11 protein-coding genes are annotated in these 18,349 nt (G+C 55.9%); 10 read left to right on the top strand and 1 reads right to left on the bottom strand.

The genetic code is table 11. From position 1 onward, the window contains the following. Positions 1-137: 137 nt before the first annotated feature. From bcsR to LH23_RS04695, 9 genes are all read left to right on the top strand, one after another. A complete protein-coding gene (gene bcsR / locus LH23_RS04735) occupies positions 138-323 on the top strand; it encodes a cellulose biosynthesis protein BcsR (protein WP_038483072.1) in 186 nt (61 codons plus the stop codon). A gap of 12 nt (positions 324-335) precedes the next feature. Further along, complete coding sequence (gene bcsQ / locus LH23_RS04730; protein WP_039288958.1) at positions 336-1,070, top strand: cellulose biosynthesis protein BcsQ; 735 nt, start codon at positions 336-338, stop codon at positions 1,068-1,070. Continuing rightward, positions 1,067-3,676 carry a UDP-forming cellulose synthase catalytic subunit gene (gene bcsA / locus LH23_RS04725; RefSeq protein ID WP_039288956.1) on the top strand — a complete coding sequence of 870 codons (2,610 nt, stop codon included), beginning with the start codon at positions 1,067-1,069 and terminating at the stop codon, positions 3,674-3,676. The genes bcsQ and bcsA overlap by 4 nt, the downstream gene beginning before the upstream one ends. A gap of 139 nt (positions 3,677-3,815) precedes the next feature. Next, on the top strand, positions 3,816-6,209 hold the full coding sequence (bcsB, locus tag LH23_RS04720) for a cellulose biosynthesis cyclic di-GMP-binding regulatory protein BcsB (protein ID WP_039288954.1): 2,394 nt from the start codon (positions 3,816-3,818) through the stop codon (positions 6,207-6,209). A 5-nt stretch (positions 6,210-6,214) separates the two neighbouring features. Continuing rightward, positions 6,215-7,321 carry a cellulose synthase complex periplasmic endoglucanase BcsZ gene (bcsZ, locus tag LH23_RS04715; RefSeq protein ID WP_039288952.1) on the top strand — a complete coding sequence of 369 codons (1,107 nt, stop codon included), beginning with the start codon at positions 6,215-6,217 and terminating at the stop codon, positions 7,319-7,321. After that, positions 7,303-10,800 carry a cellulose synthase complex outer membrane protein BcsC gene (bcsC, locus tag LH23_RS04710; protein WP_039288950.1) on the top strand — a complete coding sequence of 1,166 codons (3,498 nt, stop codon included), beginning with the start codon at positions 7,303-7,305 and terminating at the stop codon, positions 10,798-10,800. Before bcsZ ends, bcsC begins: the two co-directional genes overlap by 19 nt. A gap of 202 nt (positions 10,801-11,002) precedes the next feature. Beyond that, the gene (gene hmsP / locus LH23_RS04705) at positions 11,003-12,988 is read left to right on the top strand and encodes a biofilm formation regulator HmsP (protein ID WP_039288948.1); all 1,986 of its coding nucleotides are present in this window, start codon (positions 11,003-11,005) and stop codon (positions 12,986-12,988) included. Positions 12,989-13,169: 181 nt separating this feature from the next. Next, positions 13,170-14,456, top strand: a complete 1,287-nt coding sequence (locus LH23_RS04700; protein ID WP_008460613.1) for a dicarboxylate/amino acid:cation symporter — start codon at positions 13,170-13,172, stop codon at positions 14,454-14,456. A gap of 273 nt (positions 14,457-14,729) precedes the next feature. Next, positions 14,730-16,214, top strand: a complete 1,485-nt coding sequence (locus LH23_RS04695) for a M16 family metallopeptidase (protein ID WP_039288947.1) — start codon at positions 14,730-14,732, stop codon at positions 16,212-16,214. A 152-nt stretch (positions 16,215-16,366) separates the two neighbouring features. On the opposite strand, the gene LH23_RS04690 is transcribed toward LH23_RS04695, so the two are convergent. Then, a complete protein-coding gene (locus LH23_RS04690; protein WP_039296388.1) occupies positions 16,367-17,299 on the bottom strand; it encodes a sugar kinase in 933 nt (310 codons plus the stop codon). 243 nt (positions 17,300-17,542) lie between these two features. On the opposite strand from LH23_RS04690, the gene pdeH reads away from it, so the two are divergent. Beyond that, positions 17,543-18,316 carry a cyclic-guanylate-specific phosphodiesterase gene (gene pdeH, locus LH23_RS04685; RefSeq protein ID WP_039288945.1) on the top strand — a complete coding sequence of 258 codons (774 nt, stop codon included), beginning with the start codon at positions 17,543-17,545 and terminating at the stop codon, positions 18,314-18,316. Positions 18,317-18,349: the final 33 nt, after the last annotated feature.

The raw sequence follows: 18,349 nt of genomic DNA, 5'->3' as shown, positions 1-18,349 counted from the left end.
TTACTAGCGTAAGCTCAGAAAGAAACCTACCATTGAAAATAAACAGCATCAGTTTTAGCATTGTAAAACATTTTTCGTTTTCCGGACATTTGCCGTTATCACTGGTGACGAAACCTGACCGAGGGATGACAACCAAAATGCAAGATGAAGAGACTGGCAATGCTCAGGAAAACAAGCTTGTTTATGCCTTCCAAAATGATTTTCTGGCGCTGAGTAAAGCATTTTCTCTGCCGGAAATAGATTACACCGATATATCGCAGCAAGAACAACTGGCGGCGGCAATTAAACGTTGGCCGTTGCTGGCTGAATTAACGCAACAATAGGGAGTAGGCCTGATGGCTGTCATTGGGTTGCAAGGGCTGCGTGGTGGCGTAGGGACGACATCTATCACCGCAGCGCTTGGTTGGTCGTTGCAGCAACTTGGGGAATCGGTGCTGGTGGTGGATATCTCGCCAGATAATCTGCTGCGCCTGTTTTATAATATTGATTTCGCAGAACCTAAAGGCTGGGCGCGCGCAATGCTGGATAACGAAGACTGGCATCAAAGCGCCTGGCGTTATACCAGCCACCTTGACGTATTGCCGTTTGGGCAGCTTAGCCCGGCCGAGCGTGAAACCTTCGATACGGTAGAAAAAGCGCTTGGGCAGTTCAGTCATTTTCTTGCCGACTTGAAAGCGAGCCAGCAGTATCAATGGATTTTGCTGGATCTCCCGCACGGCTTTAACGCCCTGACCCGTCAGATTCTGGCGCAAACCGACAGCGTGGTGACGGTGGTGAAGCCGGATACTAACTGCCATATCCGTTTGCACCAGCAGGCCTTGCCCCAGGGGGCACATATTCTGGTGAACTATCTGCTGGTGGCCAGCCAGCTGCAGGACGATATCTACCAGATTTGGCTTCAGAGCCAGCGCACGATGATCCCGATTGTTCTCCACCGCGATGAGGCAATGGCTGAAAGTGCAGCGGTTAAACAGCCGCTTGGCGAGTACCGTCCGGATTCGCTGATTGCTGAGGAAATCATGACGCTCGCCAACTGGATGTTGTTGAATCTTTCAGGGAAAAAGGCATGAGTCATCTCGCCTCCTGGCTGTTACTCCCTGCTGCCAGCCAGCGGCTGGGAGAGCGTTATCGTACTTTCCGCCGCAACGGCGCGCCAATATTAAGTGCGATGCTGGGCTGTATCATCTTTATTTTGGCCTGGGTTTTTCTGCCGCTTGAAGGTCCCCGCTGGCAGCGTATACGCGACGGGCACGATCGATTTTATCCGCATATTAATCCCGACAGGCCTCGCCCGCTGGATGTGGTTCGTTACGGTATCCAAAGCCTGTGGTTGTTGGTTCGCGCAAGTGGGCAAACCGGGCGGCCGCGCGTAAGCTCCTTCGGCCGGATACGGGCCTGGCGCGAGAGCTGGCATGGCTGGCTGGAGAAGCTGCCTGAAAACTTTAGCCACCGAACGCAGCATCTCGACGAGAAGAAAGAACTGGGTCATATCAACCATACCGCCCGGCGGATCCTGCTTGGCGTGATAGTTGTCTTTTCGGCCATTCTGGCTTTGCTTTGTATCACTCAGCCATTTAACCCGTTATCGCAGTTCATCTTCCTGATGCTGCTGTGGGGCGTGGCGTTGCTGGTTCGTCGCTTACCTGGGCGTTTTGCCGCGCTGATGCTGATTGTGCTGTCGCTCACCGTGTCGTGCCGCTACATCTGGTGGCGCTACACCTCGACCCTGAACTGGAACGATCCGCTCAGCCTTGCCTTCGGTCTGGGGCTGCTGTTTGCTGAGACGTATGCCTGGCTGGTGCTGGTGATGGGGTATTTCCAGGTGGTGTGGCCGCTTAACCGCCAGCCGGTGCCGATGCCAAAAGACATGAACACCTGGCCGGTGGTCGATATCTTTGTGCCGACCTACAACGAAGAGCTCCACGTCGTGAAGGGGACCATCTATGCCTCATTGGGCATTGACTGGCCGAAGGATAAGCTGAATATCTGGATTCTGGATGACGGCGGGCGCGACGAATTTAAGCAGTTTGCCGATATGGTCGGGGTCAATTATATCGCCCGTCCAACTCATGAACACGCCAAGGCGGGGAACATCAACAATGCGCTGAAGTATGCGAAGGGTGATTTAGTCGCTATCTTCGACTGCGACCACGTACCCACACGCTCCTTCCTGCAGTTGACCGTGGGCTGGTTCTTCAAAGAGAAGTCGCTGGCGATGATGCAGACCCCGCACCATTTCTTCTCGCCTGACCCATTCGAGCGCAACCTGGGGCGTTTCCGTAAAACGCCTAACGAAGGAACGCTGTTCTACGGTCTGGTGCAGGACGGGAACGATATGTGGGATGCCACATTCTTCTGCGGCTCTTGTGCGGTGATTCGCCGCGGCCCGCTGGATGAAATTGGCGGTATTGCCGTTGAAACCGTGACCGAAGATGCACACACCTCGCTGCGTCTGCACCGCCGGGGTTATACCTCGGCTTACCTGCGTATTCCACAGGCGGCAGGGCTGGCAACGGAAAGCCTCTCGGCGCACATCGGGCAGCGTATTCGCTGGGCGCGAGGGATGACGCAGATATTCCGTCTCGACAACCCGTTCTTCGGCAAAGGGCTGAAGTTTGCGCAGCGACTCTGCTATGCCAACGCCATGTTCCACTTCTTATCTGGGATACCGCGGCTTATTTTCCTGACGGCGCCGCTGGCGTTCTTGCTGTTCCACGCCTATATCATTTACGCCCCGGCCATCATGATCGCGCTGTTTGTTTTACCGCATATGATCCATGCCAGCCTGACTAACTCCAAAATTCAGGGCAAGTATCGCCATTCGTTCTGGAGCGAAATTTACGAAACGGTGCTGGCCTGGTACATCGCCCAGCCGACGTTGGTGGCCTTGTTTAATCCGCATAAAGGGAAATTCAACGTGACCGCGAAAGGCGGGTTGGTTGAAAACGAGTATGTGGATTGGGTCATCACGCGTCCGTACCTGATTCTAGTGCTGATTAACCTGTTGGGCGTTGCCTTTGGGGCATGGCGCTTCTTCTACGGCCCGGAAAATGAAGCGCTAACCGTGGTGGTGAGCCTGCTGTGGGTATTCTACAACTTGATAATACTGGGCGGCGCGGTGGCCGTTTCCGTTGAGAGTAAGCAGGTCCGGCGAGCGCACCGCGTTGAAATTGCCATGCCGGCAGCGCTGGCGCGTGAAGATGGTCACCTCTTTCCATGCACCGTGCATGACTACTCTGATGGCGGGGTAGGGATCAAGATTCATGGTCCAACTCAGGTGCTGGAAGGGCAAAAAGTGAACCTGCTGTTGAAGCGCGGGGCGCAAGAGTTTTACTTCCCGGCACAGGTCGTGAGGGTCTTTGGCGACGAAGTTGGCCTGCAGCTGGCGCAGATGACCACGAAGCAACACATCGACTTTATTCAATGTACTTTTGCGCGCGCCGACACCTGGGCGCTGTGGCAAGACAGTTTCCCTGAGGATAAGCCGCTGGAAAGTCTGGTGGATATTCTCAAGCTTGGATTCCGGGGCTACCGGCACCTTGCGGAGTTCGCTCCACCGTCATTGAAGTTTGTTTTCCACGCGATCACCGTGCTGGTGGACTGGATTGTGTCGTTTATTCCGCACAGCCCGACGACCGAACCGGCAAAACGGCGGACCTTGTCTGCATTGGCTTAACGAGATTGCTGATGAAAAGGGAAGAAGCGTGGTTTTTCCCTTTTTGTAGCCGGCAACTGAAATCACGAATTGATGTTCTCTGGTGTCTCTTCTTTCGCCTGAGGTTTATCAACAGCCTGATTAATTTGATGAAAACGCGATGAAAAGAAAAATATCCTGGTTTTATGCAGCGGCGGTAGGCATCAGCGCCCTGCCTGTTACGGTAGCAAACTCGGCTGACACAACGCCGGCTCCGACGGTTCCTGCCGTGGCTACGGCAAATCAGGCAGTGATTACGCCTGCGCCAGGTGCAGCGGAGGCGCTGGTGCCTGCCACGCCTGCGGATAATGCGGCAACGGTTGGGCAAGTTTTACCTGGCGTTAAGGGTGCAAATGCACCCATCGTCGCCGAAAATGTGCCTTCTCGCGATGTGAAGCTAAATTTCGCGCAAATTGCGCCTCCGCCGGGGAGCATGGTGCTGACCGGTGTGAACCCGAATGGCGGGGTTGAGTTTGGCATGCGCCGGGATGAAATCGTCTCGAAAGCGCTGCTGAACCTTGAATATACCCCTTCGCCTTCGCTGCTGCCGGTGCAGTCGCAGCTCAAAGTCTATCTTAACGACGAACTGATGGGCGTTCTGCCGGTGACCAAAGAGCAACTGGGCAAAAAAACCTTTGCACAGGTGCCGGTTGATCCGCTCTATATCACCGACTTTAACCGCGTGCGCCTGGAGTTTGTCGGCCACTACCGCGACATCTGTGAAAACCCGGCCAGCACCACGCTGTGGATGGACGTTGGGCGGAGCAGTTCGCTGGCGCTGACCTATCAACGTCTGCCGGTTCAAAACGATCTGTCGCATTTCCCGGTGCCTTTCTTCGACTCGCGTGACGATCGCCCGCTGACGTTGCCTATCGTTTTTGCAGCCAGCCCGGATATTGAACAGCAACGTGCCGCAGGGATCGTGGCTTCATGGTTTGGTTCCCGTACCGCATGGCGTGGGCAGAGCTTCCCGGTGCTCTTTAACCAGTTGCCGACCAGTAACGGGATCGTATTTGCGACCAACGATAAGCGCCCGGACTTCCTGCGGGACCACCCGGCTGTGAAAGCACCAACCGTTGAGATGATGAGCCACCCGGATAATCCGTACGTCAAACTGCTGGTGGTGATGGGACGTGATGATAAAGACCTTGTGCAGGCTGCAAAAGGCATTGCCCAGGGGAATATCCTGTTCCGCGGCAGCAGCGTTACCGTGGATGACGTGAAGCCTCTGCTGCCACGCGTACCTTACGATGCGCCAAACTGGGTGAGAACAGACCGCCCGGTCACGCTGGGTGAGATGAAAACTTATCAGGAGCAGCTGCAGTCCAGCGGCCAGGAGCCGAGCGCCATTAGCGTGACGATGAACCTGCCGCCTGACCTCTATCTGCTGCGCAGTAATGGCATCGATCTCAACCTGAAATATCGCTACACCGCGCCAGCGATGAAAGACAGTTCGCGCATGGATATCAGTCTGAACAACCAGTTCCTGCAGTCGTTCAACCTGACGCCAAGCGAAGAGAACAACAAGCTGCTGCTGCGCCTGCCGGTGCTGCAGGGTCTGCTGGACGGCAAAACCGACGTGTCGATTCCCGCGCTGCGCCTGGGCGCCGCCAACCAGCTGCGTTTTGACTTCTCGTACATGAACCCGATGCCTGGCGGTTCGCTTGAGAACTGTATTACCTACCAGCCAATTCAAAACCACGTTGTGGTGGAAGACGAGTCAACCATCGACTTCTCAAACTATCACCACTTTATTGCCATGCCGGATTTGCGCACCTTCGCGAATGCAGGCTTCCCGTTCAGCCGCATGGCCGATCTTTCACAAACTATCGTGGTGGTCAGCAAGGAGCCTAAACCGGCTCAGGTGACTGCGCTGCTGGACGCGCTGGGCACCATTGGCTCACAAACCGGTTTCCCTGCAATCAACGTGAATTTGACGGATGATGGCAGCACGATTCAGGGCAAAGATGCGGATATCATGATCATCGGCACCATCCCACCGGCGCTGAAAGATGACAAACGTATCGATCTGCTGGTTGATGCGGCCCAAAGCTGGGTGAAAACCCCGGTTCGCCAGACCCCGCTGCTAAACGGTGCTTCAGATCCAAAAGATCGTGCAGCGGATACGCAAACGGCGATTACCTCTCAGGGCGCGATGGCCGCTATTGTGGGCTTCCAGTCGCCGTATAACGACCAGCGTAGCGTCCTTGCTTTACTGGCCGACAGTCCTCGAGGCTACGAGCTGCTGAATAATGCGCTCAACGATAGCGGCAAACGGGCGGCGATCTCTGGTTCGGTCGCGGTGATTCGTGAATCCGGTGTCGATAGCCTGCGCGTAGGCGATATTTACTACGTTGGTCACCTGCCGTGGTTCGAGCGTATCTGGTACGCGCTATCGAACCATCCGGTTCTGTTGGCTATCTTCGCGGCGATAAGCGTTGTGCTGCTGGCCTGGGTGCTGTGGCGTATCTTGCGCATTATTAGCCGCCGCCGTATCGATCCAGAAGACGAGTAATTACGATGAAAATCAGCGCCGCACTGCTGATGGTCGGGCTGATGCTGACAAGCGTTTCCGGGCAGGCCGCCTGTAGCTGGCCTGCCTGGGAGCAGTTTAAAGCCAGCTATGTCAGCGACCAGGGCCGGGTGATCGATCCCAGCGATGAGCGAAAAATCACCACCTCGGAAGGGCAGAGCTATGCGCTTTTCTTTGCCCTGGTCGACAACGATAGGGCGACGTTCGACAAGCTGCTGGGCTGGACGGAAAACAACCTCGCTCAGGGGGCGCTGAAAGATCACCTTCCCGCCTGGCTGTGGGGCAAAAACGACAAAGATGAGTGGACGGTTTTAGACAGCAACTCCGCTTCCGATGCCGATATGTGGATAGTCTGGAGCCTGCTCGAAGCGGGGCGTCTGTGGCATGAGCCTGCCTATAAGCGCCTTGGTGAGCAGCTGTTAAAGCGCGTGGCGAAAGAGGAAGTGATTAAAATCCCCGGGCTGGGTTTTTCACTGTTGCCGGGACGTGTCGGTTTTAATCATTCCCCTGACTGGCGGTTGAATCCAAGCTACCTCCCCCCGCAGGTACTGCAGCGTATGGTGCGTTACCGCGGCCCCTGGTCGGCCATGCAGGTGGCAAACCAAAGATTACTGCTTGAAACCGCGCCCAAAGGGTTTTCACCCAACTGGGCCGACTGGCGTGAAGGCAAAGGCTGGCAGTTCCAGACTGACGCTGCCCGCAGCGGCAGCTATGACTCGATACGTGTCTACATGTGGATTGGCATGATGGCCGACGACTCGCCGCACAAAGCCGCGCTGCTGAAGGCCTTCCAGCCCATGGCGGATATCACCATCAAACAAGGTTTGCCGCCGGAAAAAGTCGATGTGCAAACCGGCAGCGTTCAGGGCAATGGCCCAGTGGGATTCTCCGCCGCCATGCTGCCTTTTTTACAGGATAGCGAAGCACGGGACGTGCAGCGTCAGCGGGTGAAAGACAATTTCCCTCAGGCTGATGCCTATTACAGCTATGTTTTAACGCTCTTTGGTCAGGGATGGGATCAAAATCGTTTTCGCTTCAATTCTCGGGGTGAATTAATCCCGAGCTGGGGTCAGGTATGCGCAAGTTCTCATTAAGTTTAGTCACTCTCTCATTGGGCATGGCGCTGATGCCGATGGCTCAGGCCGCCTTGACGCCTCAGCAGCAACTGCTGGAGCAAGTGAGGATGGGCGAGGCCAGCAAACGCGAGGATATCGTGCGGCAGTCGCTGTCCAGGCTGGAGCTGATGGCGCCGGACGATCCGGACGTGATTGCGGCCCGAATGCGCTACCTGCTGCGCCAGGGTGATAACGCCGGGGCGAAAGCACAGCTTGAGCGTCTGGCAAAACTGGCCCCCGGCTCCGCCGGGTATAAACAGGCTCAGGCCACGTTGATGCTGACCGGCGCGGATGGCCGCCAGCAGCTGCAGGAAGCTCGGTTATTAGCGGCCAGCGGGCACACCGAGCAGGCCATTGCCGCCTATGAAAAGCTGTTTGACGGCAATCCGCCTGAAGGGGATTTAGCGATGGAATACTGGATGCTGATGGCGAAGCGTCCGGCAACCACCAACCAGGCGATCGATAAACTGAAAGCGCTGGATGCCGCTGCGCCGGGGAACGGCGAACTGCGTGGCAATCTGGCGCGGCTGATGTTTGCCAACGGCCGCAGCGCCGAGGCATATCAGGTGCTTGAGCAAATGGCGAAATCCAACGGTAGCCGGGAAGACGCGGCGGCTTTATGGTATGGCCAAATCAGCAACTTACCGACAGGACCGCAAAGCGTCGCGGCCCTGCAGCGTTTTCTTAATGTCTTCACTGAAGGCGATACGGTGGCCACTGCCCGTGACAGGCTTGCGCAGCAGCAAAAACAGCTGTCTGACCCGGCTTTCCTCGCCCGGGCTAAAGGTCTGGAAGACGTGGGCGGTGGGCGTGGGAACCAGGCCATTCCGCAGCTGAAAGAGGCGTTAAGCTCGAAGCAAAACGACAGCGAAGTAGTCGGTGCGCTGGGGCAGGCTTATTCTCAGCAGGGAAAACGCGCCCTTGCGGTACAGCAGTTCGAGAAAGCCATTCAGATGGACCCGCAAAGCGATAACCGGGGCAAGTGGGACAGTTTGTTAAAAACCAACCGCTACTGGCTGCTGATTGAACAAGGTGATGCTCAGCTCAAAGCCAATAATCCTGATGCCGCGCTGCAGAAGTACCAGCAGGCGCAAAGGGTAGACAATACCGACAGCTACGCGGTGCTGGGCTTTGGCGATGTGGCCGTGGCCAAAAAAGATGACGCCAGCGCCGAGCGTTATTATCAACAAGCGCTGCGCATGGATCGCGGCAACAGCAACGCGATTCGCGGGCTGGCGAACGTCTATCGCCGCCAGTCGCCAGAGCGCGCAGCAGCGTATATTCAGAGTCTTTCTGTCAGCCAACGCAAAAGTATTGATGATATTGAACGTAGCCTGGCCGGTGAGCGTCTGGAGCAGCAGGCTGCTGCGCTGGAAAGCCAGGGCCAGTGGGCAAAAGCGGCAGAGATCCAGCGCCAGCGGCTCAAGCTTGACCCGGACAGCGTGTGGATCACCTACCGCCTGTCGAACGATCTCTATGCCGCCGGAAAACACGGCGAGGCAGACGGTCTGATGCGCGGTCTTGCCCAGCGTAAGCCGGGCGATCCGGAGCAGGTCTTCGCTTACGGTCTTTATCTCTCAGGCAATAACCATGATGCGGCGGCGCTAAGCCACCTCAATACGCTGCCCAAAGCGCAGTGGACTGACAACATTCATGAGCTTGCAGACAGACTGCAGTTTAACGAAGTAATGCAAACGGCTAACCGGCTGCGGGACAGCGGCAAAGAAAAAGATGCCATCGCGCTGCTTCAGCAGCAGACGCCGTCCGACCGCGTGGACTTAACGCTGGCCGACTGGGCTGCCGAACGCGGTGACCGTACTACGGCGAAATCGCAATACCAGAAAGTCCTGCAGCGTTCACCGGGTAACGAAGATGCGCTGTTAGGCTTAACCGAAGTGCTGATTGCCGAGGGGGACAAACCTCAGGCCCGCGATCTGCTGGCGAAGCTGCAGCAAGCACCTGCGGGTGAAACACCATCCATCAATACTCAACGCCGCGTCGCCAACGCCTGGGCTGCCCTGGGCGATAACGAGAAAGCCGCGCAAACCTACACGCCGATTCTGGTTGCGGCGAAAAGCCAGCCACCGTCGATGGAAAGCGCGCTGGTGATGCGTGATGCCGCGCGTTTCCAGGCCGCCAGCGGCCAGCCGCAGCAGGCGTTGGAGACTTACAAAGACGCGATGATTTCCTCGGGGATTACCCGGCAGCGCCCGCAGGATAACGACACCTTCACTCGCCTGACCCGCAACGATGAGAAAGACGACTGGCTGAAGCGGGGCGTGCGCAGCGATGCCGCCGATCTTTATCGCCAGCAGGATGTGAACGTGACGCTTGATCACGAATACTGGGGTTCAAGCGGGACGCCGGGTTACTCCGATCTGAAAGCGCATACCACTATGCTGCAGGTGGACGCTCCGCTCAGCGACGGGCGGATGTGGTTCCGTACCGATATGGTGAATATGGATGCGGGCTCGTTCAAAGATAACGGGGGAGGCTACAACGAGCGTTGGGGCACCTGTGCGGAGCACAACTGCTTCGGCAACAGAAAACAGAGTGGCAACGGCGCAAGCCTGGCCGTTGGCTGGAAAAACAATACCTGGCAGACGGATATTGGCACCACGCCGCTGGGCTTTGACGTCGTGGATGTTGTCGGCGGGGTGAGCTATAGCAACGACCTCGGGCCGATTGGCTACACCGTCAATGCACATCGTCGGCCTATCTCCAGCTCGCTGCTCTCCTTCGGCGGGCAGCGGGATCCTAATACCAATACCGTGTGGGGTGGTGTTCGCGCGACCGGTGGCGGTGTCAGCCTGAGCTACGACAAGGGTGAAGCCAACGGCGTCTGGTCCAGCCTGAGCGCAGACACGCTGACCGGTAAAAACGTGGCCGATAACTGGCGCGTGCGCTGGATGACGGGCTACTACTACAAGCTGATTAACGAGAATAACCAGCGGCTAACCGTGGGCCTCACCAACATGGTCTGGCATTACCAAAAAGACCTCAGCGATTACTTCCTCGGCCAGGGGGGGTATTACAGCCCGCAAAAATATGTGTCGTTTGCCGTGCCGGTTATCTGGCGTAAACGTACCGAGAACTGGTCCTGGGAACTGGGTGCTTCCGGCTCCTGGTCTTACTCTCACAGCAATGCGGGCCAGCGCTATCCGCTGCGTAACCTCGTGCCAAATGACACTAACCCCTACCCGGAAGATCTCCATGCCTACCCGGATCGCAACGAGCCTACCTCGGCCAGCAGCAGTAACGGCTTCGGTTATACGGCCAGAGCGCTGGTAGAACGACGGATCAGTTCGCACTGGTCAATTGGCGCCGGGATTGATATTCAGCAGGCCAAGGACTACACCCCAAGCCACGCGCTGATTTTCGTGCGCTATTCCATGGCGGGCTGGCAGGGCGATATGGACATGCCGCCTCAGCCGCTGGTGCCTTACGCAGACTTCTGATTAGGTGTGATGTAAAACGGCGGGTTAACCCGCCGTTTGCGACTTTTCGCTCAGGATTCGGCGCAAATTTGCCCATAAAAGCAGAATTACCCGATTCTCCTGGGGCGAGGATTAAAAAGGGTGGCAATGCAGTATACTCTGCGGGCGTAAGAATATCCTGAGGCCGGGCGTGGCACAGGTTAAGCAAAAGCGGAGAGTCAGTTTGCGAGTCAGTCGTTCCCTAACGATAAAACAGATGGCTATGGTGTCAGCCGTGGCCCTGGCGTTTATTTTTATTTTTATCGTCATTCAGCTGTTCCATTTTGTGCAGCAAAATCGCTACGACACCGCCACGCAAATGGAGAAAATCGCCCACTCCGTGCGTCTTCCGCTGTCTGAGGCCATTTTGCGGGCTGACATTCCGCAGGCCGAGGCCATTCTTCATCAGATCCAACCCTCGGGCATCATCAGTCGAGCCGACGTCGTGCTGCCAAACCAGTTCCAGGCGCTTCGCATTAGCTTTATGCCGGAGCACCAAATCCCGATGCTCATCACCCGCGTGTTTGAGCTGCCGGTGCAGATTTCCCTGCCGCTTTATTCTCTCGAACGCCCGGCAAACCCGCAGCCGCTGGCTTATCTGGTGCTACAGGCGGATTCCTGGCGTATGTACCGCATTATCGTCAGCACGATTTCCACTCTGCTGACTACCTATTTGCTGCTGGCGCTGATTTTGACCGTGGCGATCAGCTGGTGCATTAACCGGCTGGTGGTGCATCCGATCCGTAAAATTAGCCGCGAGCTGGATGGCCTTAATCCTCAACAAGCGGGCGAGCATCAGCTTACGCTGCCGCCGCTGCATCATGACGATGAGATTGGCATGCTGGTGCGCAGCTATAACCGCAATCAACAGGTTACCCAGCGTCTTCAGCAGCAAATGAATTCGTTGAGCACCCACAATCCGGTCTCTGAGCTGCCGAATAAGGCGCTGCTGATGGCGCTGATTGAACAGATGGTGGGGAACGATAAGCACGGCGCATTAATACTGATCGGCAGCGAAACGCTGCAGGATGCGGCCGGCGTGCTGAATGAAGAACAGCGCGAGATGCTACTGCTGACGCTGGTCGAGAAAATTAAACCCGTGTTGCCGACCAATGCGGTGCTGGCCCAGCTTAGCCAGAATGATTTTGGGCTGCTGCTCTATGGCGTCAGCGACCCGTGGAATGCCATGACGCTGGCACAGAAAATCATGGAAACGCTCAACGCTCGTTTGCCCATCCAGGCGCTACAGTTGAAACCGACCGCCAGCATTGGCATAGCGATGTTCAGGGGCGGTCTTGATGCCGAGCAGCTTTATCGTCGGGCGGCTTCGGCAACGCTTGCGGCCCGCCGCTTCGGGAAAAACCAAATTCAGTTCTTCGACCCCGATCAAATGGAAAAAGCCCAGCGCCGCCTGACCGAAGAGCACGATATTTTGAACGCGCTTGAGAGGCATCATTTTGCCGTCTGGCTGCAACCGCAGGTGGATATGCGTGATGGAAGCGTGGTCAGCGCCGAAGTCCTGCTGCGCCAGCGCCAGCATGATGGTAGTTGGAGTCTGCCTGAAGGGTTGATTGAGCGCATCGAAGCCTGCGGGCTGATGATTACCGTTGGTAACTGGATCCTCGAGGAGTCCTGCCGCACCCTGTCAGCCTGGCAAAGCCGGGGGATTACGCTGCCGCTGTGCGTCAACCTTTCCGCGCTCCAGTTGCTGCATGAAGCCATGGTGCCTTCACTGTTAGAGTTACTTGGGCGTTACAGAATCCAGCCCGGCACGCTGATTCTTGAAGTGACCGAAAGCCGCCGCATTGAAGATCCGCAGGCGGCGGTCAATATTCTGCGGCCGCTTCGTCAGGCCGGGGTGCGCATCGCGCTGGATGATTTTGGCATGGGCTACGCCAGCCTTCATCACCTGCATCATATGAAAGCGCTGCCGATTGACGTGTTGAAAATAGATAAAAGCTTTATCGAAGGGCTGCCGGAAGATAACGCGATGGTGGGCGTGATTATCGCGATGGCCAAAGCGCTTGATCTGAAAGTCGTCGCGGAAGGCGTAGAGCGAGAAGCCCAGCGTGAGTGGTTAGTGCAGCAGGGCGTTATCTACGCCCAGGGCTTCCTGTATGCCAAAGCACACACCCTCGAGCAGTTTGAACGTGAATTTCTTACTGCGTAAATGAAAAACAATAGTTACAAATGTTACGAGCTGGATCGGTTCAGTTCAAGTTTTTAACAATGTCGTTAACAAAATCGATCCACGCCACTTCTGCGTTTTTTTTAGGGTGATATGTTGAGTGCCGCAGTCATACCGGTTCCTGAGCCGGGGCTGCGGTTACTCTCCGTCCAAGGATACTCTAATGAAAACCTCACTCTTCAAAAGTCTGTATTTTCAGGTGCTGACCGCAATTGCCATCGGTATTTTGCTGGGTCACTTTTACCCGGAATTGGGTGCCCAAATGAAACCGTTTGGCGACGCGTTCGTCAAACTGATTAAAATGATTATTGCGCCCGTCATCTTCTGTACCGTGGTGACCGGGATCGCAGGCATGGAAAGCATGAAAGCCGTGGGCCGTACCGGCGCGGTAGCGTTACTTTATTTTGAAATTGTCAGCACGATTGCGCTGATTATCGGGCTGGTTGTGGTTAACGTACTGCAGCCTGGCGCTGGCATGAACGTGGATCCGGCGACGCTGGATGCCAAAGCGGTAGCGGTTTACGCTGAACAAGCTCAGCAGCAGGGCGTTATTGCCTTCTTGCTGGACGTGATCCCAGGCAGCGTGATTGGCGCGTTTGCCAGCGGTAACATTCTGCAGGTGCTGCTGTTTGCCGTCCTGTTTGGCTTTGCGCTGCATCGCCTGGGCCACAAAGGTCAGATGATCTTTAACGTCATCGAAAGCTTCTCTCAGGTGATTTTCGGCATCATCAACATGATCATGCGTCTGGCACCTATCGGGGCGTTTGGGGCCATGGCGTTCACCATCGGTAAGTATGGCGTAGGTTCTCTGGTGCAGCTGGGCCAGTTGATCGTCTGCTTCTACATTACCTGTCTGCTGTTTGTGATTTTGGTGTTGGGTTCCATCGCCCGTGCCACCGGCTTCAGCATCTTCAAGTTCATCCGCTACATCAAAGAAGAACTGCTGATTGTGCTGGGGACATCCTCTTCCGAGTCCGTTCTGCCGCGTATGCTCGATAAGATGGAAAAACTGGGCTGCCGTAAATCCGTTGTGGGCCTGGTGATTCCAACCGGTTACTCCTTCAACCTGGACGGCACCTCGATTTACCTGACCATGGCTGCGGTGTTTATCGCCCAGGCGACCAACAGCCACATGGATATCTTCCATCAGATCACGCTGCTGGTTGTGCTGCTGCTCTCCTCTAAAGGGGCGGCGGGCGTGACGGGAAGCGGATTTATCGTGCTGGCGGCAACCATTTCTGCGGTAGGCCATCTGCCGGTTGCGGGTCTGGCGCTGATTCTGGGTATCGACCGCTTCATGTCCGAAGCGCGCGCGCTGACCAACCTGGTCGGCAACGGCGTGGCGACCGTTGTTGTCGCGAAATGGGTTAAGCAACTGGATGAAAAGCAACTTCATCAGCAGCTGGATAATCCAAAATCTGACAAAAAAGTGACCGAAGTCTCCCACTAATCCGACCAATTGCCCGCAGCGACTTGCCCTCGCTGTGGGCGACTCTGCATAATCCCCCTAATACCCGTCATACTTCTTGCTGGTGTGTTAATTACCGCCTACCTGCAGCTCGAATTATTTAGGGTCTTTATTCTCTATTTTTCACTTTCTTACGTGACGTTTTCGCAGAAATGCGGTCAAACGGATTGGTGAAACGTCACCTATGTCGGTCTGCGGACGTCGAATGCCGCGCCGATGTGCTACTTTTAACCAGGATTGTTTTTAGGGGTTCACATGCAGGGCACCAAGATTCGACTTTTAGCTGGCGGGTTGCTATTAGCCGCAACGGCCGGCAACGTGCAGGCAGAAGCGCTCCAGCCGGACCCGGCCTGGCAACAGGGAACGCTCTCTAACGGCTTCCAGTGGCAGGTTTTGGCCACCCCTCAGCGCCCAAGCGATCGCGTTGAAATTCGCCTGATGGTGAACAACGGTTCGCTCACCGAAACCGCCCAGCAAAGCGGTTACAGCCACTTTTTACCGCGCATGCTGCTGACGCAGACCGGCGGTCTGCCGACGAGCCAGGCGCGTTCGTTATGGCACCAAAGCAGCGACCCGGAGCGTCCACTTCCTCCGGCTATCGTCTCCTATGACTTCACGCTGTTTAACTTAAGCTTGCCTAACAACCGCAATGATTTGCTGAAAGAAGCGCTGGCATTTATGTCGACCAATATCGGGTCGTTGGACGTGACGCCGGCAACAGTGACTGCGGCACTGCATGTGCCGGATATGGTTGCGACCTGGCCGATGAATACCAAAGACAGCTGGTGGCGCTACCGTCTGAAAGGTTCCACGCTGCTTGGCCACGATCCCGCTGAGAATCTCAAGCGCCCTGTAGATGCCGCGCAGTTGAAAGCGTTTTACGACAAGTGGTACACCCCGGATGCGATGACCCTAATTGTGGTCGGCAACGTGGATAGCCGCAGCGTGGCGGAGCAAATCAACAAGACCTTCGGCGAGCTGAAAGGTAAGCGTGATACCCCTGCACCTGTGCCAACGCTTTCCCCGCTTAACCCTGAGCCGGTGAGCCTGATGACCGACAGCGTGCGCCAGGACAGGTTGTCCCTGATGTGGGATAACACCTGGCAGCCGATTCGTGAATCCGCGGCGCTGCTGCGCTACTGGCGTGCCGATCTGGCCCGTGAAGCGCTGTTCTGGAATGTGCAGCAAAGCCTGAGCAAAAACGGCGTTAAAGATCTCAATCTGAGCTTTGACTGCCGCGTGCTTTATCTGCGCGCCCAGTGCGGGATCAATATTGAATCCCCGAACGATAAACTGAACGCCAGCCTTACCAGCGTTGGGCGTGAACTGCTGCGAGTACGCGATAAAGGGCTGTCTCAGGAAGAATTCGACGCGCTGATCGCGCAGAAAAAGAATGAGCTGACGAAGCTGTTTGCCACCTACGCGCGCACCAACACCGATGTACTGATCGGCCAGCGCTTGCGTTCGCTGCAAAACCAGGTGGTTGATATAGCGCCAGAGCAGTACCAGAAGCTGCGCCAGGACTTCCTCGACAGCCTGACCGTCTCAATGCTCAACCAGGACCTGCGCCAGCAGCTGTCTCAGGATATGTCGATGGTGCTGTTGCAGCCTAAAGGCGAGCCTGAGTACAACATGAAAGAGCTGAAAGAGACGTGGGATAAGGTGATGGTGCCGGCCGCTGTGCCGCCTGCGACCGACGATCCTAAGCAGGATGTTTCGGATATTCCACCGGCTTCTTAGTGGTGGGATTGCCCCTCTCCCCATAGGGGAGAGGGGGAATTCGTGAAGGCGTTTTCTTTTCGTCCCCACTCCTTTAGCGCGAGGGGGATTCGTCAGGTGTTTTCTTTTTATCCCCTCTCCCTTCCAGGGAGAGGGTTAGGGTGAGGGTCCACTTATTTGGGCATCGCTTCCCGCGGGATAATCGCTCCGCGATACTGAATCACCGTACCCGCCGTCAAATGACCGCGCTTCGCGGCTTCTTCCGCCGTTCCTCCCGTTAAACGCACCGCCAGATAGCCTGCGCTGAAGGAATCCCCTGCCGCGGTGGTATCCACGACTTTTTCTTTTGGCAGGCACAGGGCAGGGACTTCGATCACGCTTTCACCTCTTACCGACACCAGACAAGACTCAGCGCCTCGCTTGATGACCACCTCTTCTACGCCAGCAGCATGCGTCCGGTGAATCACGTCTTCTGCCGGGACGGCACCCCATAGTGCGTCTTCGTCGTCCAGCGTCAGGAACGCAATATCCGTACAGGTCAGCATTTGCCGATAAACGCGCTGTGTCTCTTCCGGGTTGGCCCATAAGCGTGGCCGATAATTATTGTCGAAAATGACTTTGCAGCCGTTAGCTCTGGCCTGCTTCAGCATCGCGAAAAGCTTCTCCCGGCTGGCGTCATTGAGTATGGCCAGGCTGATGCCGCTCAGGTAGAGATAATCAAACTGGGCCAGCTCCGCGCATATTTCGTCTGAACGCTCGCTCTCCAGCCAGAACCGTGCCGCCGCTTCGTTACGCCAGTAGTAGAACGTCCGCTCGCCGTGGCTATCGGTCTCAATGTAATACAGACCCGGAAGGCGGTGCTCCAGGCGCTGAATTAATGTCGTGTGTAGGTGCTCCTGGCGCCAGATATCCAGCATTTGCTGGCTAAAACTGTCCTCGCCAAGCGCGGTGACATAATGCACTTCCAGTGCACTTTCGTTCACCTGGCGGGCGAGATAAACCGAGGTATTTAGGGTATCGCCTCCAAAGCCGCGTTGCACCTGAGCGCCATTCTGAGACAGTTCGATCATGCATTCGCCGATCACGGCAATTTTCTGAGTGAGCATAAGAAACCTGATGATGAAATGAACAAAAATGCTGTTTTTTTGCATTCTCCATCTGGGTGAAAAGTGAGTCAAACAATTTAAAACAGCGTTTTGAAAATTTTTGAGGTACGCCAGGTTATTGTGATTGTGACGAAAATCGCCATAGCCCATTTTGCTGCGAAAGCGAGCATAAAGTTCTCTATTCCGACGCCGATAACCTTTCGACGAGCCATGTAGAGTCATCAGGGCAAACAGGATGTACAGATGAAGTTGAAGCAGATCACTCACCGGCTGCATACGCTTGAGGCGAGCGTTGAAAGTTTGCAGGAGCGACGATTCTGGCTGCAATGCCAGCGCCGCTACACCTTTCAGCCGATTTACAGAACAGACGGGAAATTGATGGCAGTTGAGCTGCTCACGGTGGTCACACATCCGGCTGAGGCAGAGGTGCGCATTCCTCCCGACCGCTATTTTTCTTCGATCCCCAGCCGCCAGCGTCTTTCGGTGGTGGAAGAGCAGCTGCGCCTGCTGGAAGCCTGGGAGCAGACCTTCATTGGGCACGACATCCTGGCGTCGGTCAACGTTGATGGCCCCACTTTGATTGCCATGAAGCAGCATCAGCCGATTCTCGACCTGATTGCCAAACTGCCGTGGGTACGTTTTGAACTGGTGGAGCATATTAACTTGCCGCAGGCGGCCACTCTGGCCGGTATGCACGAGTTTGGCCCGCTCTGGCTTGACGATTTCGGCACTGGCCTGGCTAACTTCTCTGCGCTGAGCGAAGTCCGCTACGACTATATCAAAGTGGCGCGCGAGCTTTTCATCATGCTGCGAAAAAGCGATGAAGGGCGGAATTTGTTCACCATGCTGCTGCAGTTAATGAACCGCTACTGCAAGGGTGTGATTGTTGAAGGCATTGAAACGGTTGAAGAATGGCGAGATGTTCAGTCTTCACCTGCTTATGCGGCACAAGGTTATTTCCTGTCCCGCCCGGTCCCCTTCGAAAACCTGGAAAACGTTCTGATTCGCCTTCCCTGATGTCGTTTCGGTCACGCTGAACTATCTTTTAGT

Origin of the sequence: Cedecea neteri (assembly GCF_000758305.1) — a bacterium.
Taxonomy (GTDB): Bacteria; Pseudomonadota; Gammaproteobacteria; order Enterobacterales; family Enterobacteriaceae; genus Cedecea; species Cedecea neteri_C.
The sequence above is the reverse complement of the archived record's forward strand: the minus strand, read 5'-3'. Positions and strand labels throughout refer to the sequence as shown.